The sequence below is a fragment of the Pandoraea morbifera genome, assembly GCF_902459575.1.
In the GTDB taxonomy this organism is placed as follows: domain Bacteria; phylum Pseudomonadota; class Gammaproteobacteria; order Burkholderiales; family Burkholderiaceae; genus Pandoraea; species Pandoraea morbifera.
Map to the genome: position 1 here is coordinate 482,300 of NZ_CABPSD010000002.1, position 22,521 is coordinate 504,820.

General features: G+C 65.1%; 21 protein-coding genes. 4 read left to right on the plus strand and 17 right to left on the minus strand.

All coding sequences use genetic code 11. The annotated features are described in order from the left end of the window. Window positions 1–33 precede the first annotated feature (33 nt). The 8 genes from PMO31116_RS05650 to PMO31116_RS05685 all read right to left on the minus strand — a co-directional run bounded on the left by PMO31116_RS05650 (window position 34) and on the right by PMO31116_RS05685 (window position 8,116). Window positions 34–303, minus strand: coding sequence for an HPr family phosphocarrier protein (locus tag PMO31116_RS05650; RefSeq protein ID WP_023597826.1), 270 nt, complete (start codon window positions 301–303; stop codon window positions 34–36). Between the two features lie 3 nt (window positions 304–306). Further along, window positions 307–720, minus strand: coding sequence for a PTS sugar transporter subunit IIA (locus PMO31116_RS05655; RefSeq protein WP_023597827.1), 414 nt, complete (start codon window positions 718–720; stop codon window positions 307–309). Between the two features lie 167 nt (window positions 721–887). Further along, window positions 888–1,826 (minus strand): glutathione synthase, encoded by a 939-nt coding sequence (gene gshB / locus PMO31116_RS05660; RefSeq protein ID WP_150565846.1) that lies wholly within the window; start codon window positions 1,824–1,826, stop codon window positions 888–890. Window positions 1,827–1,981: 155 nt separating this feature from the next. Next, window positions 1,982–3,211 carry a helix-turn-helix transcriptional regulator gene (locus tag PMO31116_RS05665; protein ID WP_174970874.1) on the minus strand — a complete coding sequence of 410 codons (1,230 nt, stop codon included), beginning with the start codon at window positions 3,209–3,211 and terminating at the stop codon, window positions 1,982–1,984. 489 nt (window positions 3,212–3,700) lie between these two features. Further along, complete coding sequence (gshA, locus tag PMO31116_RS05670) at window positions 3,701–4,990, minus strand: glutamate--cysteine ligase (protein WP_150565848.1); 1,290 nt, start codon at window positions 4,988–4,990, stop codon at window positions 3,701–3,703. 385 nt (window positions 4,991–5,375) lie between these two features. Then, a complete protein-coding gene (gene amt, locus PMO31116_RS05675) occupies window positions 5,376–6,911 on the minus strand; it encodes an ammonium transporter (RefSeq protein WP_150565849.1) in 1,536 nt (511 codons plus the stop codon). Window positions 6,912–6,936: 25 nt separating this feature from the next. Beyond that, window positions 6,937–7,275 carry a P-II family nitrogen regulator gene (locus tag PMO31116_RS05680; RefSeq protein WP_010804740.1) on the minus strand — a complete coding sequence of 113 codons (339 nt, stop codon included), beginning with the start codon at window positions 7,273–7,275 and terminating at the stop codon, window positions 6,937–6,939. 13 nt (window positions 7,276–7,288) lie between these two features. Next, window positions 7,289–8,116 carry a TorF family putative porin gene (locus PMO31116_RS05685; RefSeq protein ID WP_150565850.1) on the minus strand — a complete coding sequence of 276 codons (828 nt, stop codon included), beginning with the start codon at window positions 8,114–8,116 and terminating at the stop codon, window positions 7,289–7,291. A gap of 408 nt (window positions 8,117–8,524) precedes the next feature. Between PMO31116_RS05685 and PMO31116_RS05690 the strand changes: the two genes are divergently transcribed. Beyond that, the gene (locus PMO31116_RS05690; RefSeq protein ID WP_150565851.1) at window positions 8,525–8,773 is read left to right on the plus strand and encodes an accessory factor UbiK family protein; all 249 of its coding nucleotides are present in this window, start codon (window positions 8,525–8,527) and stop codon (window positions 8,771–8,773) included. Between the two features lie 332 nt (window positions 8,774–9,105). Next, window positions 9,106–10,674 carry a YifB family Mg chelatase-like AAA ATPase gene (locus PMO31116_RS05695; protein WP_150565852.1) on the plus strand — a complete coding sequence of 523 codons (1,569 nt, stop codon included), beginning with the start codon at window positions 9,106–9,108 and terminating at the stop codon, window positions 10,672–10,674. Window positions 10,675–10,706: 32 nt separating this feature from the next. Here PMO31116_RS05695 and PMO31116_RS05700 read toward each other — a convergent pair whose 3' ends face one another. Then, the gene (locus PMO31116_RS05700; RefSeq protein ID WP_150565853.1) at window positions 10,707–11,246 is read right to left on the minus strand and encodes a hypothetical protein; all 540 of its coding nucleotides are present in this window, start codon (window positions 11,244–11,246) and stop codon (window positions 10,707–10,709) included. A gap of 239 nt (window positions 11,247–11,485) precedes the next feature. Here PMO31116_RS05700 and PMO31116_RS23610 point away from each other — a divergent pair, with 239 nt between their 5' ends. Then, on the plus strand, window positions 11,486–12,265 hold the full coding sequence (locus PMO31116_RS23610) for a thioredoxin domain-containing protein (RefSeq protein WP_174970877.1): 780 nt from the start codon (window positions 11,486–11,488) through the stop codon (window positions 12,263–12,265). Window positions 12,266–12,328: 63 nt separating this feature from the next. Further along, window positions 12,329–12,853 carry a TlpA family protein disulfide reductase gene (locus PMO31116_RS05710; RefSeq protein WP_023597837.1) on the plus strand — a complete coding sequence of 175 codons (525 nt, stop codon included), beginning with the start codon at window positions 12,329–12,331 and terminating at the stop codon, window positions 12,851–12,853. A gap of 73 nt (window positions 12,854–12,926) precedes the next feature. Here PMO31116_RS05710 and PMO31116_RS05715 read toward each other — a convergent pair whose 3' ends face one another. From PMO31116_RS05715 to PMO31116_RS05750, 8 genes are all read right to left on the minus strand, one after another. Continuing rightward, on the minus strand, window positions 12,927–14,279 hold the full coding sequence (locus tag PMO31116_RS05715; protein ID WP_023872945.1) for a sigma-54-dependent transcriptional regulator: 1,353 nt from the start codon (window positions 14,277–14,279) through the stop codon (window positions 12,927–12,929). After that, on the minus strand, window positions 14,279–16,267 hold the full coding sequence (locus PMO31116_RS05720) for a sensor histidine kinase (RefSeq protein ID WP_150565854.1): 1,989 nt from the start codon (window positions 16,265–16,267) through the stop codon (window positions 14,279–14,281). Before PMO31116_RS05720 ends, PMO31116_RS05715 begins: the two co-directional genes overlap by 1 nt. 168 nt (window positions 16,268–16,435) lie before the next feature. Next, a complete protein-coding gene (locus PMO31116_RS05725) occupies window positions 16,436–17,722 on the minus strand; it encodes a dicarboxylate/amino acid:cation symporter (protein WP_150565855.1) in 1,287 nt (428 codons plus the stop codon). Window positions 17,723–17,766: 44 nt separating this feature from the next. Further along, window positions 17,767–18,561 carry an ABC transporter ATP-binding protein gene (locus PMO31116_RS05730; protein WP_150565856.1) on the minus strand — a complete coding sequence of 265 codons (795 nt, stop codon included), beginning with the start codon at window positions 18,559–18,561 and terminating at the stop codon, window positions 17,767–17,769. A gap of 10 nt (window positions 18,562–18,571) precedes the next feature. Further along, window positions 18,572–19,408 (minus strand): ABC transporter permease, encoded by an 837-nt coding sequence (locus PMO31116_RS05735; protein WP_150565857.1) that lies wholly within the window; start codon window positions 19,406–19,408, stop codon window positions 18,572–18,574. 14 nt (window positions 19,409–19,422) lie between these two features. Beyond that, window positions 19,423–20,391, minus strand: a complete 969-nt coding sequence (locus PMO31116_RS05740; protein ID WP_150565858.1) for an ABC transporter substrate-binding protein — start codon at window positions 20,389–20,391, stop codon at window positions 19,423–19,425. 281 nt (window positions 20,392–20,672) lie between these two features. Continuing rightward, complete coding sequence (locus tag PMO31116_RS05745) at window positions 20,673–21,452, minus strand: IclR family transcriptional regulator (RefSeq protein WP_023597844.1); 780 nt, start codon at window positions 21,450–21,452, stop codon at window positions 20,673–20,675. Next, window positions 21,452–22,336: an N-formylglutamate amidohydrolase gene (locus PMO31116_RS05750; protein ID WP_150565859.1), complete on the minus strand. Its 885-nt coding sequence runs from the start codon at window positions 22,334–22,336 to the stop codon at window positions 21,452–21,454. The genes PMO31116_RS05745 and PMO31116_RS05750 overlap by 1 nt, the downstream gene beginning before the upstream one ends. Window positions 22,337–22,521: the final 185 nt, after the last annotated feature.

Genomic DNA, 22,521 nt, shown 5'->3' on the forward strand with positions numbered 1-22,521 from the left:
GCCGTGACTTACCGCGATCGCCGCAATGGCGTGTTATTCGCCTTCGCCGAACTTGTTCGCGATGAGCGCCAGGATTTCGTCCATGGCCTGCTGCTCGTCCTCGCCTTCTGTTTCGACTTCGATCGTCGAGCCGATCCCGGCCGCCAGCATCATGACACCCATGATGCTCTTCGCGTTGATTCGCCGACCGTTCCGGGTCAGCCAGACCTCACTCTGAAATTTCGCTGCCAGTTGCGTCAGCTTTGCGGATGCCCGGGCGTGCAAGCCCAATTTATTTACGATCGTCGTTTCTTGTCGAAGCATGTTTCAGTGTGACGTAGTGTGTGTGGCCGGCGCACCCGCGCCGACTTCCAGAATACCTTTAGATCCGCCCGAAAGCACCTTCTCCGCCAACGTGTCGAGCGGCACGGAGCGATAGCACACCGCCTTGATCAACATCGACAGGTTCACCCCGGCGAGCACGCGCACTTTGGGGCCGACGAGTTGCGCCGCCACGTTCGACGGCGTCGCGCCGAACAGATCGGTCAAAACGAGCACGCCATTCTCTTCGTGCAAGTCGACCAGACGTTCGCGCGCCGTTTCGACGAGCGCCGCCGTGTCCTGGTCGGGAACGACGTCGATCGCGCCGATGCGCGACGGGCAGCCGCCGTAGATGTGCGAAACACACTCGCGCAGTGCGGAGGCGAGCGGTGCGTGAGCGATGATCAGAATGCCAGCCATGATGCTAGGCACGCCGTGCGCCGCGGGTGTTCGGGATACAAACACAACGACGAACGCGCGCCTGTCGATTTTGGGACTCTTATTTTAGCAGGCGCGCAAAAACCCCGAAATTTCATGGTCTTAGCGTCTACCCCAAGCGTTACCTGGCAGCACGCTCCCGTCGAGTCTCAGACGGCCAGTTCCAGCGCGTCGATAAACATCTTCGGCACGTCGAAACCCGTCTGATCGGTGATTTCCTGGAAGCACGTCGGGCTCGTGACGTTGACTTCCGTCAGATAATCGCCAATGACGTCCAGGCCCACGAGCAGCAGGCCGCGCTGCCAGAGCACCGGGGCAAGCGTCTCCGCGATCTCGCGGTCGCGCGCGGACAGATCGCGCGCTTCGCCCAGTCCCCCAGCAGCGAGATTGCCGCGCACTTCGTTGCCTTGCGGGATACGCGCGAGCGAATGCGGCACGACCTTGCCACCAATGACGAGCACCCGCTTGTCGCCCAGCTTGATATCCGGGATGAAGCGTTGCGCCATGACCGAGCGCGCCCCGTACTCCCCGAGCATTTCGATGACCGATCCCAGATTGCGTCCGTCCGGGCCGATACGGAACACCCCCGTGCCGCCCATGCCGTCGAGCGGCTTGTAGATCACGTCGCCGTGCTCGGCATGGAACGCCCGCAGTCGCGCGGCGTCGCGCGTGACCAGGGTCGGCGCCACGAACTGCCCGAACTCGGCAATGGCCAGCTTTTCCGAATGATCACGGATCGCGCTGGGCTTGTTGAACACGCGGGCGCCCGCGCGCTCGGCGATCTCCAGCAGCCACGTGGAATTGATGTATTCCATGTCGAACGGCGGGTCCTTGCGCATGAGCACGGCGTCGAACTCCGTGAGCGCGGCCACGCGCGTGTCCACCACGTCGTACCAGACTTGCGCGTCGCCCGTCATGCGGATCTCGCGCACGCGCGCATCGACGATGGCGCCTTGCCATGCCATCTCGTGGGGTTCGCACGCGAAAATACGGTGTCCGCGACGTGCGGCTTCGCGCATCATCGAGAACGTGGTGTCCTTGTAGATCTTGAACTGGTCGAGCGGGTCGGCAATAAAGAGAATCTGCATCGATCGGCGGGAGTCTTTGGGGGTTCGGATGCAAACACCGCTGCTAGCGGCGACAGGCAACTATTCTAGCCGAGCCGTCATTTTGCCGCTTCGCACCGGCGCGCCGCCACGGCCAGGCGTTTCAGGACGCTTCCTGCGCGAAATTCGCGCACGCATCATCCGGCGCCCACCCCGGCCCGCCCCAACCCGGCCAGCAGCGGCGCATCGCGCACCGGATCCAGCCGCGCTCGCATGAGCGACAAATGCGTCTTGAGCGTCTGCACGCCGATCGCGCAGGCTTCGCGCGTCTGCGCGCGGGACTGGCCCGCGAGCAATCGCATCGCGATCTCGCGTTGCACTGGCGTGAGCGCCGTGGCACGCAAGCGTTGCAACAATCGAACGGCCGGCGGCACGGCAAGATGCAGCGCAATGCGCACGCGGTCGGTGGCACGCCCTCCCATGCCGCAAAGATGCGTGGCATGCAGATGCAGCGTACCTCCAGGAACAAGCACCGCACGACTCACCTGGCGGCCTGCCCCGGCCTCGTTCGGTGGTTGCAGCATCAGGGCATTCGCGAGCGACCGGCAGACGTGCACCACGGCGCAGGCGTCGGGCCATGCGCCGCCGGGGGCGGCGCGCCAAACCCGGCGCATCAGGGCAAGCGCCGACCGGTCGGCCCACTCGGGCTGGTGTCGATGCCAGACGAGCGTTCCCGTGACATCGTCGTCGACGGCCCGCCACGCCGCCGGCCGCGAGGGCGACGGGAGGGAAGCGGAGGATGAGAGCGTCGCCGCGGACGCAGGCGATGAGGGCGATGTAGACGACAAAGGAGGCGGAAACGGCGGGAAAAGCGGACGCCCGGGCGGCGCCGCGAACTCCGAGGCTGCTGCCTCGAATGTCGCCACGTCTCGCGCGTTGAAGCGCGGCTTCGACGGATGGCGCGCGACCAGCAGTCGAAGCGCGCCGATCGGCGTCGTGGACTGCGCGTCGACCATCGCGTCCGGCGTCGCCGCGAACGGCCGCACGCAGACATCGAGCAGGTCGCCGTCCGGCAGGCAACGGTCGAGCGCGGCAGGACGAGACAGCAGGATCGCCGCCTCCCCTCCACCCTTGGCCTTGCTGCGTCGCGCATGGGCGCGCAGCAGGCTGTCGCGCGAGGGCGAGCGGGGCAATAGGGCGCCGGCCGGCATGGCGGGCCCGCCGCTCACCGACAGTTCCTCGCACGCTGGAAGCGAAGCCTGCGGGGCGTACCATTCGGTAAGGCTGCTCGCCTGCGCAGACATCGAATCTTCTGTCGTGTCGACTTCCGTCCCCACGCACCATGCCGCCACCACCCCGTCTGCCCCCAACCCGACGCGCAAGGTCTCCAACCATAGCGACAGGTAACCGAGGGTGGGCACCGGCAATTGGTGGATTTGCCGAAGGCACGCCCGCAACTCGCCATGCATTCCGATGTAGCTCCCAGCCAGTCCCAAGGAAATTTCTTATTCCGCCTTGTCACGAGCCGCCATCCCCCATTCGGGGGATGTCTGGCGTGCCGAACCGTCGCATCATCCACTTACTGCTGACGCGAACCGTAAGGCGGATCGGCAAAGTACACGATCCGTCAGACGAGGGGGGACGCAGGAAAACCAGTTTGCGGGGGGACTCGCTCAGGGAAGCCCCGATTTCCGGCCGTTGCATGAGGCGGCCGGTAAATGTGACGCCCGGCTAGTCGGGGGGCCAGCCGGGCGTCTTTTTCTTTGCGCCGACCTGCACCGGACGCGCGCGAAGCCACCGCCGCGCGGATTCGGCTTCATAACGAATTCAGAATCTTCTCAAGCAGACGCAGAGGCCGATAGTGCGCGAGTCGATGTCACTCGCTCACTCGTCTCTCATTCGTTGACCGTTCGTCGTCAATACGTTTCCGGGTCCGGGTCGGTGCGCTCGAGTTCGACCGAGGCGGCCAGGAGCGCCAGACGCGCCACCACCCCGTACATGTAGAAGCGGTTGGGCGGGGCGGCACCCGGCTTGGCGTGGACGTCCGGCAAGGCGGTGTGTTCAAACGCCAGCGGAACGAAGTGCATGCCGGGGGCGTTCAGATTCTCGTCGGTGCCGCGTCCCGTATGCACGCGATAGAACCCGCCCACCACGTATCGGTCGATCATGTACACGACCGGTTCGGCGACCGCCTCATTGATGCGCTCGAAGGTGTACACGCCCTCCTGCACGATCACGTCGTGCACTTCGAGGCCTTCCTTGACCACGCTCATCTTGGTGCGCTCGCGCCGGTTCAGGCTTTTGATTTCTGCGGCGTCGCGCACCATCATCACGCCCATGCCGTAGGTGCCGGCATCGGCCTTGATCACGACGAACGGCTTTTCCGTGATGCCGTACTCGCGATACTTCTTGTTGATCTTCTTGAGCACCGCGTCGACGGTGTCCGCCAGCTTCTCCTCCCCGACGCGTTCGTCGAAGTCGATGTCCTCGCACTTCGCGAAGTACGGATTGAGCATCCACTGGTCGACGTCGATCATCTTTGCGAACTTCTTGACGATGTCGTCATAGGCCGAGAAGTGCTGGCTCTTGCGGCGCACGGCCCACCCTGCGTGCAGCGGCGGCAACAGGTATTGCTCGTGCAGGCCTTCCAGGATCGGCGGAATACCCGCCGAAAGGTCGTTGTTGAGCAGGATCGAGCACGGATCGAAGTTCTTGAGCCCCAGCCGGCGTGGCGTGCGCTCGAGCGGTTCGATCACCACATGCTGGCCGTCGGGCAGCTCGATGGTCGTCGGTTCGCTGATGTCGTCCGAGAGCGAGCCCAGCCGCACGTTCAGTCCGGCATGGCGCATGATCGTCGACAGGCGCGCGAGGTTTTGCAGGTAGAACGAGTTGCGCGTGTGCCGCTCAGGGATAAGGAGCAGATTTTTCGCGTCGGGGCAGATCTTCTCGATGGCGGCCATGGCGGCCTGCACGGCGAGCGGCAGCACTTCCGGCGCGAGATTGTTGAAGCCGCCCGGAAAGAGGTTGGTGTCGACGGGGGCGAGCTTGAAGCCGGCATTTCGCAGATCGACCGAACAATAGAACGGCGGCGTATGTTCCTGCCACTCGAGCCGGAACCAGCGCTCGATGGCAGGCGTCGCATCGAGGATCTTCTTTTCCAGGTCGAGCAGGGGGCCTTTCAGGGCCGTGACGAGATGCGGAACCATGCTTCTCTCATATCCAGATGGAATATCGATTGTAGAGCATACGCCCGGCCCCTTTGTCGTTCGCCATACCCCTGGCAGGGGCTCCGCGCCGGGCGGCGGACAAGACGGCACGTGCCGCGGGACAGTGCCGCGTGGTCGGGAGGGGCGGCGCAATGCCGCGATGAAGGGAGATGGGGGCAAAACCGCGGATCACAAGCGGGACACACCGCCGCGAACCCGCGAAGCCATGACGGCGCCGTGCCGCGCCGTCCGGGATCGAAAAAAAACGGGCACCCGCTGGGGTGCCCGCACAATGCCGGGACCGGCTGTCCGACCGGTACACCGGCGACGCTTCTCTCTCAACCCGTGTGGGTCGAAGCCAAACGCCTCTCAGCAATGCCCGCGATCAGTTGTGATAGGCCGATTCGCCGTGCGACGTGATATCCAGGCCCTCGCGCTCCTCGTCTTCCGGCACGCGCAGTCCCAGCACGATGTCGGCGATCTTGAAGGCAATGAACGCCACCACACCCGACCACACAAGCGTGGTCACCACGCCCTGGAACTGAATCCAGACCTGCCCGGCGATCGAGTAGTCCGGTGCGACCTTGTTGGCAACATAGTCGTAGATGCCCGTTCCGCCCAGCGACGGCGCAGCGAACACGCCCGTCAGAATTGCCCCGAGCATGCCGCCCACGCCGTGCACGCCGAACACGTCGAGCGCGTCGTCGGCCTTGAGCAGGCGCTTCAGGCCGTTCACGCCCCACAGGCAGACCACACCGGCGAGCAGGCCGAGCACGATCGAGCCCATCGGGCCGACAAAGCCGGCCGCGGGAGTCACGGCCACCAGGCCGGCCACCGCGCCCGATGCGCCGCCGAGCATCGACGGCTTGCCCTTGCCGATCCACTCACCCGCCGTCCACGACAGCGTGGCGGCGGCCGTGGCGAGCAGCGTGTTCACGAAGGCGAGCGCCGCGCCGCCGTTGGCTTCCAGACCCGACCCGGCGTTGAAACCAAACCAGCCGAACCAGAGCAGCGATGCGCCAATCATCGTCATGGTGAGCGAGTGCGGCTTAAAGGCTTCCTTGCCGAAGCCCACGCGCTTGCCGACCATGTAAGAGCCGACCAGACCCGCGATGGCCGCGTTGATGTGCACCACCGTGCCGCCCGCGTAATCGAGCGCGCCCTTCTGGAACAGCCAGCCGGCGTGTGCCGTGGCGGCGTCTGCTGCGGCGGCGTCGGTGTACGCGTCAGGACCGGCCCAGAACCAGACCATGTGCGCCATCGGCAGGTACGAGAACGTGAACCAGATCACGGTGAAGAGCAGCACGGCCGAGAACTTGGCACGTTCGGCGAAGGCACCGACGATCAGCGCGCAGGTAATGGCGGCAAACGCTGCCTGGAAGGCCATGTACGCGTATTCCGGCACGTTCACGCCCTTGCTGAAGGTCGCGGCCACCGAATCCGGCGTCATGCCCTTCAGGAACAGGCGGTCGAAGCCCCCGAAGAACGCCCCGCCCTCGGTAAAGGCAATGCTGTATCCGTAGATGGACCAGAGCACCACGATCAACGCGAAGATGATGAAGCACTGCATCAGCACTGAGAGCATGTTCTTCGAGCGCACGAGACCGCCGTAGAACAGGCCCAGGCCGGGCAGCGTCATGAGAATGACGAGCGCGGTGCAGGTGAGCAGCCACGCGGTGTCGCCCTTGTTGGGCGGCACGGGCGTCGCTGCGGCGGCGGGCGCGGGTGCGGTCGCCTGGGCTGCCGGCGCGGCGGATGCCGCAGGTGCTGCCACGGCGGCTGCCGCGGGCGCGGCCGCTTCCGAGGCGGCGGCGGGAGCCGACGCATCCTGTGCGAATGCGGCGCCGGAACCCAGTCCGACAGCGCCCGTCACGCCCAGGAAGGCGGCGGCGAGCAAGAGTTTGGCAAACAGTTTTTTCATGATGGATGTCTCTTATTTAGGACCTTTACAGCGCGTCTTCGCCGGTCTCTCCCGTACGGATTCGGACCACATGCTCAACGTTCGACACAAAAATCTTGCCGTCGCCGATCTTGCCGGTGCGGGCGGCCTGCTCGATGGCGTCGATCGCCTGATCGAGCAGGGCGTCGCCGATGACCGCCTCGATCTTCACCTTCGGCAGGAAGTCGACGACGTATTCCGCACCCCGATACAGCTCGGTGTGCCCCTTTTGGCGGCCGAAGCCCTTGACTTCGGTCACCGTAATGCCTGCCACACCAATGTTCGACAGGGCTTCACGCACCTCGTCGAGCTTGAAGGGTTTCACAATGGCGGTAATCAGCTTCATGATGAGTCGCTCCTTAGAATGTCTTCGACAACCCTACGACGACCGTCGCCTTGGAGAGTACTTTGCCCGAGTTCCCGGCCGTGTAGTACTTCTCGTCTGCGTTCGTATCGATGTAGGCGACCGACACGGTGAAGTTCTTGCCCAGATCCTTCTGCAGGCCGATCTTCCAGTCGGTGTAGCTTGCCGCACTGAAGTTGTGCACCCATTGGTGACCCACGTGCCCCACGGCCGACAAGCCCCAGAAGCCGATGTCGTAGGTGCCCGTCAGGTCGAGGTAGCCGCTGTTGGTCGTGTCCTGACCGTCCGGGCTCACCAGACCGAACAGGCGGGTCAGCGAGTGCGAGTACTTCAGCGTGATGGTTTTCCAGCCCACGGCGGCATACAGTTCGAACGTATGCGGACGCGGGAAATAGGCGCCGGACGGATAACTGCCCGGGTAGTAGTACTGCAGACCACCGAAGTCGACGGTCCAGTCCGGAACGATTTCCTTTTTCCAGCCGCCGTAGAAGTCCATTTCGATGGGCGCGCTCACCGCGGAATTTCCGTCCGAAATCCAGCTGATGTTCGAGGCCCATACGCCGGCGTAGAGGCCGGACTCATGCGCGAGGTCGAAGCCGCCCTGCACCGCCGGACGCTTTGCCGTTTGCGAGATGCCACGGAAACGGTAGTCCGAGAACAACCCGATGTTGGCGGTCACCGTAAACGGTTCGGCCGCAGCCGCGGCGGCCGGCGCCGCACCGGCGGCGGGCGCGTCGCCGCTCGCCTGCGCGAATGCGCCCATGGATCCCGCCATCGCCCCGAAGAACACAACGCCAGCCATCGCAGTTGACACTTTTTTCATCACTTTCCCCTAAGTTGAATATTGAAGTCTTGGTACAGCGTGCGGCAGGTTCCGGACTGGGTAGAGCAACTCCCGTGCCAGCTCCGTCGTCTGCGTTTGCTGCGACGCGCAAGATACGAATTACGGGATAAAAAAAGGGCAAAATTGTGGTGCGGCCGGCATGGCAGCGTGCCGTTCAGGAATGTCGCCACCTGCCGCAACCCCGCGCGGGGTATCGTGTCGAACCCTTGCGGGGCAACGGTCGGACGCCTCACCTGCGTTGGCTGGCCGCAAGAAACGGTGTTAGAGTTGCGCCAGCGTTATGGACCGCCTCCGATGCACCACCTTGCACCGGTCAGACCGGCACGACGCAGCACACTGACGGTGCAGGCACCACGTTGGTGCGAACAAACGAAGAGAGGAAGGCTTATGAAACCGAACGAGATCCTGCAAGACATGCAAGCCAAGGTGAGCGACCTGCTCAGGCAATCGCCCGCCAAGGATATCGAGCGCAACGTCAAAAGCCTGCTCAATCAGGGCTTCAACCGTCTCGATCTGGTGACTCGGGAGGAGTTCGACGTCCAGGCGCAGGTGCTCGCGCGCACGCGCGAGAAACTCGAAGCGCTCGAGAAGCGCGTGGCCGAACTCGAAAGCCTGCGCAGCGAAGCGCAGGACTGACGACCCGAAACGGGGCGCTGCGGCGCCCCTTGTCGTTTCTGGCCCGACGTCACGGCGTCGGCCAGTGGTTTGTGCGCCCCGCCCTCCGTGTCAGCCCCGCCCGGCCTCTGCCTCGACTCCCGCTGCGAGCGCTCCCCGAACATTCGCTGCGGCGGCGCGTCAACAACCGGAATCGTCCTAGCGGCGGCGGCGACACCTCCGACACACCCGCATCTCTTCTCCGAAAAACGTCCCCTGCGCCATATTTGCGCGGTGTGGCCATTGCGCCCGCCTCGCTCCGGGCCGACGATCGATGCTCAGGCGATTCGTCGCGACGTTCAAAGGGGGAGGGCATGTCATTGGCCATCGTGAGCAGCCGGGCGATTACGGGCATGGCGGCACGCGCGGTGACGGTCGAAGTGCATCTGGCCAACGGGTTGCCGGGCCTGTCGCTGGTGGGGCTGCCCGACACGGAGGTCAAGGAAAGCCGGGAGCGGGTACGCTCGGCGTTGCAGAACAGCCGGTTCGAGTTTCCGGCGCGGCGCATCACGGTCAATCTGGCGCCGGCGGACCTGCCGAAGGCATCCGGTTGTTTCGACCTGCCGATTGCGCTCGGCATTCTTGCGGCCAGCGGCCAGCTACCCGAGGCCGGCCTGCGTACGCACGAGTTCGCGGGCGAATTGTCGCTCACCGGCGAGCTGCGCCGCGTGCGCGGGGGGCTCGCCATGGCCGGCGCCGTCGCCGCCGAGGCCCCGACGCGCGCGCTGGTACTACCCATGGACAGCGCTCGGGAGGCGGCCCTGGTCGAAGATGCCACTGTCTTCGGCGCACGCACGTTGCTCGATGTCTGTGCGCATCTCGCCGAACCCGGCGTTGCGACGTCGTTGCCGCGTGCCACCGTGCCGGGTGGGTCGATGCGGCAGGACGGCGCAGCGATGTCGACCTGCACAGGCGAGCGGCCGATCCCCACGGACGCGGTGGCCGATGCGCCCGATCTGTCGGACATCAAGGGACAAGCCCCCGCCAAACGGGCACTGGAAGTGGCCGCCGCGGGTGGACATCACATTCTCTTCTATGGGCCGCCGGGCACGGGCAAGTCGATGCTGGCGACGCGGCTCGCCGGACTGCTTCCCGCGTTGAGCAAGGCACACGCGGTGGAATCCGCCACGCTCGCGAGCCTCAGCGCACAGGGGTTCGACTTGCGCCACTGGGGACGCCGACCGGTTCGCGCCCCGCATCACACGGCATCGGCTGCCGCACTCGTAGGCGGCGGCAGTACGCCGCGCCCCGGCGAAATCAGCCTTGCGCATCGCGGGGTGCTCTTTCTCGACGAATTGCCCGAATTTCAGCGGCGTGTACTCGAAGTCCTGCGCGAACCACTCGAGCAGGGGCACGTGACCATCTCCCGTGCCGGCGGACACGCCACGTTCCCCGCCGCGTTCCAATTGGTTGCCGCGATGAACCCGTGTCCCTGCGGCGATCTGGGGCATCCCTCGCGACGCTGTCGCTGCACGGCGGACGCGGTGGCGCGCTATCGCAACCGGCTCTCAGGGCCGCTGCTCGATCGCATCGACCTGCATGTGGAAGTGCCGGCGCTGAGCGCCGAGACGTTCGCCGGCCAGGCCGATGGCGAGCGTAGTGAGGTTGTCGCATCGCGTGTCAGGCAGGCGCGGGAGTGGCAGCTGTCGCGTCAAGGGCAATTGAACTGCGCGCTGTCCGGACGGGCCCTGGAGAGGCAGTGCGCATTGTCCCGCGACGCCGAAGCGGTCCTGCACCGGGCTGTGGCGCAGCACCACTGGTCGGCTCGCACCTATCACCGCGTGCTGCGTGTGGCGCGTACCGTCGCGGATCTTGCGCAATGCCAAGCCATCGATGCGCACCACGTCGCCGAAGCTGTGCAATATCGAGAGGCCCCCAGTTGACCGCATGACGACACGGCGGCAACCGGACGGCGTCACTCAAGAGTGAAGGAGTCGAGAAATTGGTCGACCTGGTCCTGCGTGGGCGCTTTCGTCGCCAGAACCACGACCTGATAAACGTGCTTGCCGCGCCCGACGAATCGAGCGGCAACGTAACGCGGTGTCTTGTCGCTTGCCACGCCTTGCGCGGCGACGGCCAGTCCGGGCACGGCCGGCGCGTCGCCCGCCTGACGCACCATCACCTGCGCCGGTTTGGCCGCGGCCTCGTTGACGTTAGCGAGCAATCCTTGCTGCAATTCGGCAAGCACCGTCTGTCGCAACGTGGCGTCGTCGGACGGCAATGTCACCACGCCCACGGCGAACAAGGCGGCGTCCACACGGGCGGCCTGCATGCGCATGGGCAACGCACCCGAGGCAAATTTGACCTCGCGGGCGTCCTGCGTCGGCTTGGCGGGGTACGTCACGGCATAGCCACCGTCCGTGTCGTGAACCTCACGCCAGTCGTAGCGAGGGGAACAGGCGGCGAGTACCACCGCTGAGGCGAGCATCACGCAGACACGGACAACACGGTTCATGGACGGGAGCCTTTCGAAGGACCGGGAAACGGGCATTATCCGTCATGTCGCGTCACTATCGCGCTTTGACGCACCCACGCACACACCCCGTTCCCGGTATCATCGGCGGCATGAAAAACGCATTCGCTCCCGCTCGCCCTGTCCCCGGGACCACGCGGACGACATGGCCTCGAAACGCCGTTCCGGCCTCACGCGCCCCACATGCGGCCGATGCGGCCCATACGGCACATGAGACCCATGTGGCCGATGTGGCCGATGTGGCCCGTTTGGCCCGTTTGGCCCGTTTGGCCCACGTGGCCCGTGCGGCCCATCTGGCCCGTTTGGCCCGTGCGGGCCTTGCCGCACGCACCGGGCGTCTGATGCCGGCCGTCACCCTGGCGGCGAACGCACTCGCGGTGCTGTCGATGCTCGGCGGCGTCCCCGGTGCGGCAAACGCCGCCCCCGGCCCCGGCGACGACCTGCGTCCGGTCACGCCCTGGCGAGAACCGGCGCAGCCGGGCGGCGTGACGTATCCGCGCGCAGTCTCGTCGTCTTCCTCGGCGCCTGCATCGCCCCTTTCGCGCGACGTCAAAGCGCCCGCGCGCGAGTCCGCCGCTGTGCCGCTGGCGACGGACTTCGCCGCACACGCAAAGCGCGCCAAGTCACTCGACGTGCCGCTGATCGTGCTGGTGTCGCTGCGGGACTGCGTCTACTGCGGGCCCATCCGCCAGCGTGAACTCGCGCCGCTGGTGCGCAGCGGCAAGTACGAAGTGCGCGAGATCGGCATGGACAGCACGGCGGCGGTACGCGACTTCGATGGCTCGACCACCACCGGCGTCGCATGGGCGCGCGCGCACGGGGCCAAGGTGTCGCCGACGGTTTTGTTCCTCGATACGCAAGGACGGCCCGTTGCCGAGCCTTTGATCGGCGCCGGCCTGCCGGATTTCTACGGCGCCTACCTCGACGACGCCATCGCGCGCGGCCGGGCCCGCCTTCACGGGGGAAACGGGAATTCCGGCGCTGCGACGCGCCGAGATTGATCGCAGAGAATCAGAGTAGAATCGACGTCACCCAATGAACAACCTCATTCCAACGGCTGTGTCATGAGCACCTCGACCTCCCGCAAGTCTCCGCTTGGCAAAATCGTCGCTGTGGCGATCGTCGCCGTCGTCGCGATTGCCGCCTACTTCACATTCGCTGGTCAGAAGCGCGCCCCGGACGCCACCTTCACGCTGCTCTCGGGCCAGAAGCTCGGCACCGAGCAACTCAAGGGCAAGGTCTACCTCGTCAACTTCTGGGCGACGAGCTGCACGACCTGCATGAAGGAAATGCCCACGATGGTGCAGACGTACGAGAAGTACAAGGGCCGGGGTCTGGAGTTCGTGGCGGTGGCCATGAGTTACGACCCGCCGATGTATGTGGTGAATTACGCGCAATCGCGTCAGTTGCCGTTCAAGGTCGCCATGGACTCCGACGGCAGCGTGGCAAAGCAGTACGGCAACGTGCAGCTCACCCCCACGACGTTCGTGGTGGACCGAGATGGCAAGGTGCTCAAGCAGTACGTTGGCGAGCCCGAATACGCGGAACTCGACAAGCTCATCGAGAAGGCGCTGGCCAAACAGGCCTGACGCCCTGCGCGCGTTCACGTCGCCAAGCATGAAACGACAGCGCCCTTCGGGGCGCTTTTTCGTTTCGGACGCCTCAGCGCACGCCCTCGCTCCCGTCGCCCTGCCCACGCGTTTGCAGCCCGTAGCGCTTGAGCTTTTCGTAGAGCGTCGCCTTGGGCACGTGCAGGGCTTCGGCCGTGGCGGCCACATTTCCCTTGCTGTGTTCCAACGCTTCTTGCAACACGGCACGCTCGAAGCGTTCCACCTGCTCCTTGAGCGGCAAGGGCGCGAGCGAATCGCCTTCCGGCGCGCTCGCCACCCCCAGCACGAGCCGGTCGGCGGCATTGCGCAGCTCGCGCACGTTACCGGGCCAGTCCGCCTGCATCAGCTCCTGACGCATCCGGTCCGAGACCACCGGCGCGGGACGTCCGTAGCGCACGGCAGCGTCGAGCAGGAAGTGCTCGAACAGCGGCAGGATGTCCTCGCGGCGCTCGCGCAGCGGCGGCAAGGCGAGCGTGACCACGTTCAGCCGATAGTACAGGTCGCGGCGGAACGTGCCCGCACGCACGAGCGCCTCCATGTCCCCCTTGGCGGCCGCCACGATGCGGCAGTCGACGCGAATCGACTGATTCGACCCGAGTCGCTCCAGCACGCCGTCCTGCAGCACGCGCAGCAGCTTGACCTGTAACGCGGCGGGCATGCTCTCGATCTCGTCGAGAAACAGCGTGCCGCCCGAGGCATGCTCCAACTTACCAATACGACGCTTGGCCGCGCCGGTGAACGCGCCGACCTCGTGGCCAAACATCTCGCTCTCGAAAATCGCTTCGGGCAACGCCCCGCAGTTGAGCGCGACGAATGGCGCATCGCGCCGACGCGACAACTCGTGCAGGCTGCGCGCCACCAGTTCCTTGCCGGTTCCGGTATCGCCGTTGATGAGCACCGGGGCGTCGGTCATCGCCACGTTGGCAATCAGCGTGCGCAGCGTCTCGATCGAGGGACTGCGGCCGATGATGCGCGACGCCCGACCGCCCTGCTCGGCCAGTTCGCGGCGCAGCGCCTGGTTCTCGAGCATCAGCTTGCGGGTTTCGAGCGCGCGCTTGGCCGACTCGATCAGACGATCCGGCGCGAAGGGCTTTTCGATGAAGTCGTACGCGCCGTCGCGAATGGCCTGCACCGCCATCGAAATGTCGCCATGGCCCGTCACGAGGATCACCGGCACTTCCGGCGCGTGCTGCCGCAGGTGCGCGAGCAGCTCCAGCCCGCTCATGCCGATCAGGCGAATGTCGGACACGACGATACCGGCGAAGTCCGGCGTGATGCGCTCGCGCGCCGCCTCGGCCGATGCGAGCCCAAAGGCGTCGAGGCCGGCGAGTTGCAGGCTTTGCAGCGTGGCGCGCCGCACGAGTTCGTCGTCTTCGACAAAAAGGATCTGGAGGTTCTTGTACATCATGCGAGGGTTGTACTGGTGCTGCGCTGCACGCGGCGCAGCGTCACGAGGAATTCGGCACCGCCGCCGGGAACATTGCGCGCCACCAACTGGCCGCCATTCTCCTGCGCGATGGACGATGAAATGGCGAGTCCGAGCCCCATGCCCTGCCCGCCCTCCTTGGTACTGAAGAACGGTTCGAAAAGACGAGGCATATGCGCCTCGGAAATGCCCGGCCCGTTGTCGCGCACGTAAATGCGCACCCACTGCGCGTCGGCGTCGACATCGATCCAGATCGACGGCGACGTATGTGCGCCGGATACGCCCAGCACGGCATCGATGGCATTGCCCACCAGATTGATGAGCACTTGCTCCAGACGCAAGCCTTCGCAGGCGACATGCACGTCGTCGAGACCGTCGGCGAACATGGTGGCGACCTGAATGCCGTCCAGCCGCCCGCGCAGCAACATCAGCGTATTTTCCAGCGCACGCCGCACCGACGCCTCCGAGTCGCCGCGCCGTGCGCGTCCGGCGAACAGACGCAGTTGCCCGGTGATCTTGCCCATGCGATCGGTCAGCGACGCGATAGCCTCGAGATTCTCGCGCGCCGCGTCGTGTTCGCCACGTTCGAGCAGCACGCGCGTGTTGTCGGAGAAGCTGCGCAGCGCCGAGAGCGGTTGATTGAGTTCATGTGTGATGCCCGCGGCCATCTGTCCGAGCGCCACGAGTTTCGATGCCTGCACGAGCTCGCTCTGCGCCTCGCGCAATTCATGTTCCGTGCGTGAGCGCTCCTGCACTTCGGTCTGCAATCGCTCGTTCGCGGATTGCAGATCCGCCGTGCGCTCGGCCACGCGCTCGCCCAGCTCGGCGTACGCGGCCTGGAGCAACTCACGGCTCTTGAGCATGTCGCGCACCCGCTGGCGACGCTGATTCCACGCCACGCCCAGCAAACATGTGAACGCCGCCAGGCACGCCGCGGCCACCGCCGCGATCCGTGCATTGGCGATCACCTGGTCGAGCGGGGCGAAGTACATGAGCGTCCAGTCCGGCTCCCCCAGCTTGCGCTGCACGGCGAGAAAGCGCCGGCTCCCGCCCGCGCCGCGACCGTCGCGCACGGTCACCACCTCGCCGTCGGCGTCGAGCCGCTCGTCCTCGTGCCACGCCAGCGGCGTGATGTGCTGGTTGTAATACTGGCGCGTGCTGTCGAGCGCGGCGGTCACCTCTGGCGAGAGCGGCGCAAGCGAGCGGTATTGCCAGCGCGGCTCCGACGACAGGAACATCACGCCGTGATCGTCGGCCACCACGACCGGCTCGGAGGCGTCGGCGCCCGCGCGCTGGAACCACTCCAGATTCAGCTTGACGACGACCACGCCGAGAATCGCCCCATCCACCATGATCGGCTGGGAGACGAAATAACCGGGTTCGCCGGACGTGGTGCCCACGCCGTAGAACCGGCCGAGGGCGCCCTTGATGGCGTCGATGAAGTACGGCCGGAAGCGGTATTCCTGTCCGACGAACGTGGCCTTCTCGCGCCAGTTGCTCGCCGCCAGCGCGAGGCCGTTGGCATCGATCACGTAGGCAGCCGACGCCTTGGCGCGATGGTTGACGTCGAACAGATAGTCGTTGGCGCGTTGCACGACCGCGCGGTCTTTGGGATTGCGCAGCAGATCGTGAACGTATGGGTGTAGCGACAACAGATAGGGCAGGAATTCGTAGCGGTCGACAGTGCTGCGCAGGCTCCCGGCATAGCGCTCGACGCGCGCGCCGGCATTCACGCGCAAATCGGCCACGCCCCGCTGCCAGCTCAGGGCGTAAGTCAACCAGCAGAACAGGACGCTCGCCAACAGCATGACGACGATCCACGACCAACGGCGCATCGGCACGGCCCTCTCGAGTTCGATGGGGACTTCGTCGCGCCGGGGATCCGGTGACCTCGCGGACACGCCGGCCGCACTCGCAGGCGAGTCGCGGCGGCATGCGCGGATCAGGGTGTCGTACAGGGTGGCCATTGGGGCGCTGGGTACCGAAGGACCACCGGGCGGCGAAGCACAGGCGCTATTGTGCCTGTGCCGCGCCGCCCGGTGGCGAACGTTGATGTGGCAGCGGGTTTCATGTCCGGCCGGCGCCGGCGCGCGAACCGAGTCGCGCACCGCACTGGCCGCCGCGGCCGCCGGCCGTCAGGCCAGCTCCGGACCTTGCTTGCCGGCCATCGCTTCGGCCAGCTTCTTGCGATCGAGCTCCTTCTCCCAGGCCGACACGACGACCGTGGCCACGCCGTTACCGACGATGTTCGTCAGCGCGCGGCATTCGCTCATGAAGCGATCGATACCGAGGATCAGCACCATACCCGCCACCGGGATCGTCGGAATCACCGCGAGCGTGGCGGCCAGCGTGATGAAGCCAGCGCCGGTCACGCCCGATGCGCCCTTCGAGGTCAGCATCGCCACGGCGAGCAGCGTGAGCTGCTGGCCCCAGGTCAGGTCGATGTTGGTTGCCTGTGCAATGAACAGCACGGCCATCGTCATGTAGATGTTCGTGCCGTCGAGGTTGAACGAGTAGCCGGTCGGAATCACGAGGCCCACCACCGACTTCGAGCAGCCGGCCTTCTCCATCTTTTCCATCAGGTGCGGCAGCGCGGCTTCCGACGAGCTGGTCCCCAGCACGATCAGCAGCTCTTCCTTGATGTAGGCGAGGAAGCGGAAGATCGAGAAGCCGGTGAACTTGGCGATCAGACCCAGCACCACCACCACGAACAGGAACGAGGTGAGGTAGAACGTACCCATGAGCTTGGCCAGCGGCACCAGCGAGGCGATACCGTACTTGCCGATCGTGAAGGCCATCGCGCCGAAGGCACCCAGCGGCGCCACCTTGGTGATGATGTGCACCACGCGGAAGAGCACCCCCGACACGCTGTCGATCCAGCTCGTGACCACGCGGCCACGCTCGCCGATCGCGCCCAGCGCGGCGCCGAACAGAATCGCGATCACGAGAATCTGCAGAATTTCACCCTTGGCGAACGCGTCGGTGATCGTGCTCGGAATCAGGTGAAGCAGGAAGTCGACGAACGTCTCGCCATGTGCCGCCTTCGCGGCATAGCCGGCGATCGCCTTCGGATCGAGCGAGTTGATGTCGACGTTGAAGCCCGCACCCGGCTTGAGGATGTGAGTCGCGGCCAGACCGATGATCAGCGCGAGCGTCGAGACGATCTCGAAGTAGATCAGGGCCTTGCCGCCGACGCGGCCGACCTTCTTCATGTCTTCCATGCCGGCGATGCCGGTCACGACCGTACAGAAGATCACCGGTCCGATGATCATCTTGATCAGTTTGATGAATGCATCGCCTAGCGGCTTCATCTGCACGGCCAGGTCGGGCTTGAAGTGCCCGAGCAGCACGCCGATGACGATGGCGATAAGCACCTGCACGTACAGGATGCGGTAGAAAGGTTTCTTGGTCTGGGTTTCCATGTCGTTTCCTCTTCAGGCGGCGGGGCAAGCCACCGCCCTTGTTATCAATCCGCGGTGACGCCGCGAATCTCGCTTTGCGCAAAGCGCATTTGCTCCTCCATCACCATCTGGGCCAGCGTCTTCTTCAGTTCGTTGAATTCGCTGCCCGCCGTGTCGCGCGGACGGGGTAGTTCGATGACCACGTCCTGCTTGACCGTGCCCGGCCGGTACGTCATGACGACGACCCGGTCGGCCAGATAGATCGACTCCTCGATGCTGTGTGTGACGAAAATGATCGTCTTCCTGAATTCCTCCCAGATGCGCAGCAGCTCATCCTGCAGCGTGCGACGCGTGAGCGCGTCGAGCGCACCGAACGGCTCGTCCATGAGCAGGATCGGGCTGTCGAGCGCGAGCACGCGGGCAATCGCCACGCGCTGGCGCATGCCGCCGGACAGATCGCGCGGAAACCGGTCGCGGAATTCGCGCAGGTTGAGCTTGCCGAGCAGCAGGTCCACGCGCTCGTTGATCTCGGCGCGCTTCATGCCCTTGATCTCCAGCCCGAACGCGATGTTCTGCGCCACGGTCATCCAGGGGAACAGTGCGTACTCCTGGAACACCATGCCGCGATCCGGGCCAGGCTCGGCGGCGGCACCGGCGCGCCCGTCGATGCGGATGGTGCCCGAGCTCGGCTGCACGAAGCCTGCCAGCGCGTTGAGCAGCGTCGACTTGCCGCAGCCCGAGGGACCGAGCAGGCAGACGAACTCGCCCGCGGCGATGTCCAGGTCGATGTCCTTGAGCGCGTCGACGACGCCGCCGGGAATGGGGAACTGCTTGTTGACGTGTTCGATTTCGATGAGCATGTCGTTCGCCTCACTTGGTTTCGAGACCACGGTGCCACTTGAGCAGGTGGTTGTTGAGGCGATCCATGCCCAGATCGATGACCAGGCCGAGCAGACCGATGGTCAGCATCCCGGCGATGATCTTGTCCGACCACATGTACTCTCGCGCTTCCAGAATGCGGTAGCCCAGACCGTTGTTCACGGCGATCATCTCGGCCACGATCACGACGATGAACGCCGTGCCGATGCCGATCCGAACGCCCGACAGAATGTAAGGCGTGGCCGCCGGCATGATCACGCGGCGAAAGATCGTGAACTGGTTCGCACCGAGGTTGCGCGCGGCACGCAGGTAGATCCCGTCGACATGTCGCACGCCGGCGATCGTGTTCATCAATACCGGGAAGAACGCCCCGAGCGCGATGAGAAAGAACGCCGGCGGGTTACCCAGGCCGAACCAAAGAATGGCCAGCGGAATGTAGGCGATCGGCGGAATCGGCCGTACCACCTGCACCAGCGGGTTGAACAACCCGTAGACGCGCGTGCTCGTTCCCATGAGCAGCCCGAGCGGCAATGCGATCACGCTGCCCACGAGAAAGCCCATCACGACGCGGTACAGGCTGTGCGTGGCGTCCATGAGCAGCTCGCTCGATTGCAGCCATGCGCCGAAGCCCTCCGCGATCGTCGCGGTCGGCTTGAGGTATTGCCACCACTTGGCCACCACGGCCACGGGCGACGGAAGAATGATCGGGTTGATCCACCCAAAACCCGTGACGATCTGCCAGATCGCCAGGACCGCGAGCGGAATCAGCACGCCACGCAGGATTCGCGTGGCGCGCGAGACGCCCGAATTAGCAAGTACAGCGGCCATCCGTGCGCCCCGCCTCACTTGATGTTGAGCTTGGCCTTGGCCTTGGCGAGCAGGTCGAGCTTGACCCAGTCGCTGGCCTTCGGCACCGGATCCTGCAGCTTGCCCACGCCGTACTTCTTCATGAGGTCGGTCGTGAGCTGCACGTGCGAGAGGCTCAGATCGTAGCTATACGGCGAGTTGCCGATCGCGTCGGTGAAGTCCTGCGAGGTGATCTGATTCTTGAACATGTCCTCGCGCACATATTTCTCGGCCGCTTGCGGGTTCTTGATGAAGTAGTCGGTCGCCTCCACGAACGCATACATCAGGCGCTGCGCGACGTCCGGCTTTTCCTTGTAGAGCTTCTCGGTGATCACGAGCGCGCGCACCGGCTCGCCGATCGGCGTGTCGTACGGCTTGAGCACTTCCACACCGAAGCCCTTGTTGATGGCTTGCGAGGCTTGGGGCTCCGACTGGCACATGGCGTCGATGCTGCCGGCGGCGAGCGCCTGGTTCAGGTCGGCGAACGCCATGAACATGATCTGCACGTCCTTGCCGGGCTGATCCGACCATGTGAGACCGGCCTTGGCCAGCTCGGCGTAGAGAATCAGTTCCTGAGCGCCGCCACGGGCCACGCCCACCTTCTTGCCCTTGAGGTCGGCCACCTTGGTGATCGATTCGCCCTTCTTCGCGACGAGGCGCACACCGCCCTTCGCGAAGCCGGCCACGGCATAGATCGGCGCGCCCTGTGCACGACCCGCGATGGCGGCGTCAAGCGCACTTGCCGACACGTCGATTTGGCCCGCCACGATCGCCGGCATGATGTCCACGCCCTTGGCGAACATGCGCTCCTCGATCTTCAGGCCGTACTTGGGGCCAATCACCTTCATGTACGACACCGCACCGTAGTGAGCGAACTTCAGGTTGCCCAGACGCACGAGGTCGTCAGCGAACGCGTGTAGCGAAGCCGCGCACAGCGCCGCAGCGGCAAGACATTGCTTGAACATAGGGTCTCCTCTCTTATTGGATCGGCTTGCCGGATTTGTCCGGATTTCCGTTGACACTCCGGACAACGCGGCAGCACACGATCAATAAAGCAAAACCTATGCCAATGACGCAAGTCATTGATTTTAAAGTGTCAAATTAAGGAAAACCCGATAGCCTGGGATACGGAAATCCAGAAAACCGGCGGACAGCTCTTCTGGATTTCCGGAAAATCGGGCAACGCGACGAGGCGGTTCCCGGCAGCGGCCGGGGTGTGTCGCGGTAATGCGGCGTGCTGCCGGCGTCAGGCCGAAAGGGCTTCCGGCACCGGCGTCTGGTAACCGAGGGCAGCGGAGATTTCGGCGGCGCACGCCGACAGGCGCGATGAGATATCGGGCAGCAGTGCACGCGTCATGCGCGACGAAGGTCCCGAGGCCGACAAGGAGGCGATGACTTCACCGGAGGCGTCGCGCACGGGCACGGCCACGGACACGGCCTCGGGAGCGAGTTCGCCGAAGCTCACGGCGCAATCCTGACGTCGCACATTGAGCAGTTCGGCCGCCAGTTCATCGCGCTCGATGAGCGTACCGGCCGTGAATCGCTTGCGGGGACGGCCGAGCACCTGCGCGCGCACGTCATCCGAGGCGAACGCAAGCAACACGCGTCCCGAGGCCCCGACGTATAGCGGACGGCGATTGCCGACCACGCCGTGCACGCGCAGCTCATGCGTCGACTCGACGCGCGCCACGCACAGCGACTCGAGGCCATCGCGCACGCGCAGTTGAATGTTTTCGTTGAGGGCCCGGTTAAGGGACTGGAGGTGACGATGCGCCACCTTCACGAGATTCACCTGCTCGTGCCCGGCCACGCCGAGCACCAGCGCCTGCGCGCCCAGCACGTACGTCACCGGGCTACCCTCGCGCACCACCCAGCGGTGTTGTTCCAGCGTCGCCAACAGACGAAACGCCCGCGATTTGTTGAGACCGGCGCGCTGCGCCAGTTCCGTCACACCCAGGCCAGGGCATTCCCCGACCAGCGACAACAGCGTAAGCGCCGTGTCGACCGAAGCGACTGTGTAGTCCATCAAACTTCCTCGCTATGTTGTTCGGCGTAGGCGGCGAGTGCCGCCGCGAATTGGCCTAGTTGCGATTGCAGCGTCGAGAAACCGTCATGCTTCTCGCCGCGCGATTCGTTCAGGTACAGCGCCTGATTCAGTTCGATCTGCACGCTGTGGCGCCGCTCGGCCGGGCGCCCGAAGTGGCGCACCAGATCGCCGCCGCGATAAGGCGTGTTGTAGGCCACCCGATAGCCCAGGCGCGTCAATGCGGCAATGACCCAGCGCGAGAACGCGGGGTCGGCCGTGGTGCCGTCACCGTCGCTCACCACGATGTCGGGGCGCGACATGCCGGCGTCCGGGTCCAGCGCGCCACCGCGCGAACTCATCGAATGACAGTCCAGATGCCAGACCACGCCATGGCGCTGGTGGGCCGCATCGAGGGCGTCGCGTAGCGCGTGTCGGTACGGCAGGTAGTAGTCATGAACGCGGCGCTCGACTTCGGCCACCGTCAACCGCCGGTCGTACAGCGGCACATTGGGTGCGGCGAAGCGGTGCAGCAGTCCGACGCCGCGTTCGCTGTAGGCTTGCGGACGCGCGTCGTGCGGCCACAGGCTCGCAAGCAATTCGGGATCGATGTCATGCTCCGCGCGATTCGGGTCGATGTACGCCCGGGGAAACAGGGCGGCGACAAGCGTCGCGCCGTGATGCGTGGCAACCGACCACAGCTCGTCCACGTAGGGGTCGCCACACGCGAGAATCGCCGCGGTCGATGCGATAGTGTCGAAATCCGGTGGGAACACGTGGCCGCTGTGCGGCGCGTCGATCACCAGCGGCAGGTCTTTTCCGCAGCCCGCCGAGCCCCGTTGTGGTGCTTCCACGAAATACCGGCCCTCGGTGACCTGACGGGACATGCCCTCTCCTTGCGTGCATCCGTGACTTCCGCTTGCCCGTTGCTTTGGGCGAACGCATCGTTTTGCCAAGCAAAACAAGGTTCGAATATTCTGAAACAACGGACAGACGCCGACAAGGTTCGACGTGTTACAACATATTTCGACGGCGTGAGCAGCCGCAAATCGACCAAGCGGAGAGGATTAAG

Coding starts and splice junctions, on each gene's coding strand:
- PMO31116_RS05650 (WP_023597826.1), bottom strand. CDS start 303: ATGCTTCGACAAGAAACGACGATCGTAAATAAATTGGGCTTGCACGCC.
- PMO31116_RS05655 (WP_023597827.1), bottom strand. CDS start 720: ATGGCTGGCATTCTGATCATCGCTCACGCACCGCTCGCCTCCGCACTG.
- gshB (WP_150565846.1), bottom strand. CDS start 1,826: ATGCAGATTCTCTTTATTGCCGACCCGCTCGACCAGTTCAAGATCTAC.
- gshA (WP_150565848.1), bottom strand. CDS start 4,990: ATGGTTCCGCATCTCGTCACGGCCCTGAAAGGCCCCCTGCTCGACCTG.
- amt (WP_150565849.1), bottom strand. CDS start 6,911: ATGAAAAAACTGTTTGCCAAACTCTTGCTCGCCGCCGCCTTCCTGGGC.
- PMO31116_RS05680 (WP_010804740.1), bottom strand. CDS start 7,275: ATGAAGCTGATTACCGCCATTGTGAAACCCTTCAAGCTCGACGAGGTG.
- PMO31116_RS05685 (WP_150565850.1), bottom strand. CDS start 8,116: ATGAAAAAAGTGTCAACTGCGATGGCTGGCGTTGTGTTCTTCGGGGCG.
- PMO31116_RS05690 (WP_150565851.1), top strand. CDS start 8,525: ATGAAACCGAACGAGATCCTGCAAGACATGCAAGCCAAGGTGAGCGAC.
- PMO31116_RS05695 (WP_150565852.1), top strand. CDS start 9,106: ATGTCATTGGCCATCGTGAGCAGCCGGGCGATTACGGGCATGGCGGCA.
- PMO31116_RS05700 (WP_150565853.1), bottom strand. CDS start 11,246: ATGAACCGTGTTGTCCGTGTCTGCGTGATGCTCGCCTCAGCGGTGGTA.
- PMO31116_RS05710 (WP_023597837.1), top strand. CDS start 12,329: ATGAGCACCTCGACCTCCCGCAAGTCTCCGCTTGGCAAAATCGTCGCT.
- PMO31116_RS05715 (WP_023872945.1), bottom strand. CDS start 14,279: ATGTACAAGAACCTCCAGATCCTTTTTGTCGAAGACGACGAACTCGTG.
- PMO31116_RS05720 (WP_150565854.1), bottom strand. CDS start 16,267: ATGGCCACCCTGTACGACACCCTGATCCGCGCATGCCGCCGCGACTCG.
- PMO31116_RS05725 (WP_150565855.1), bottom strand. CDS start 17,722: ATGGAAACCCAGACCAAGAAACCTTTCTACCGCATCCTGTACGTGCAG.
- PMO31116_RS05730 (WP_150565856.1), bottom strand. CDS start 18,561: ATGCTCATCGAAATCGAACACGTCAACAAGCAGTTCCCCATTCCCGGC.
- PMO31116_RS05735 (WP_150565857.1), bottom strand. CDS start 19,408: ATGGCCGCTGTACTTGCTAATTCGGGCGTCTCGCGCGCCACGCGAATC.
- PMO31116_RS05740 (WP_150565858.1), bottom strand. CDS start 20,391: ATGTTCAAGCAATGTCTTGCCGCTGCGGCGCTGTGCGCGGCTTCGCTA.
- PMO31116_RS05745 (WP_023597844.1), bottom strand. CDS start 21,452: ATGGACTACACAGTCGCTTCGGTCGACACGGCGCTTACGCTGTTGTCG.
- PMO31116_RS05750 (WP_150565859.1), bottom strand. CDS start 22,336: ATGTCCCGTCAGGTCACCGAGGGCCGGTATTTCGTGGAAGCACCACAA.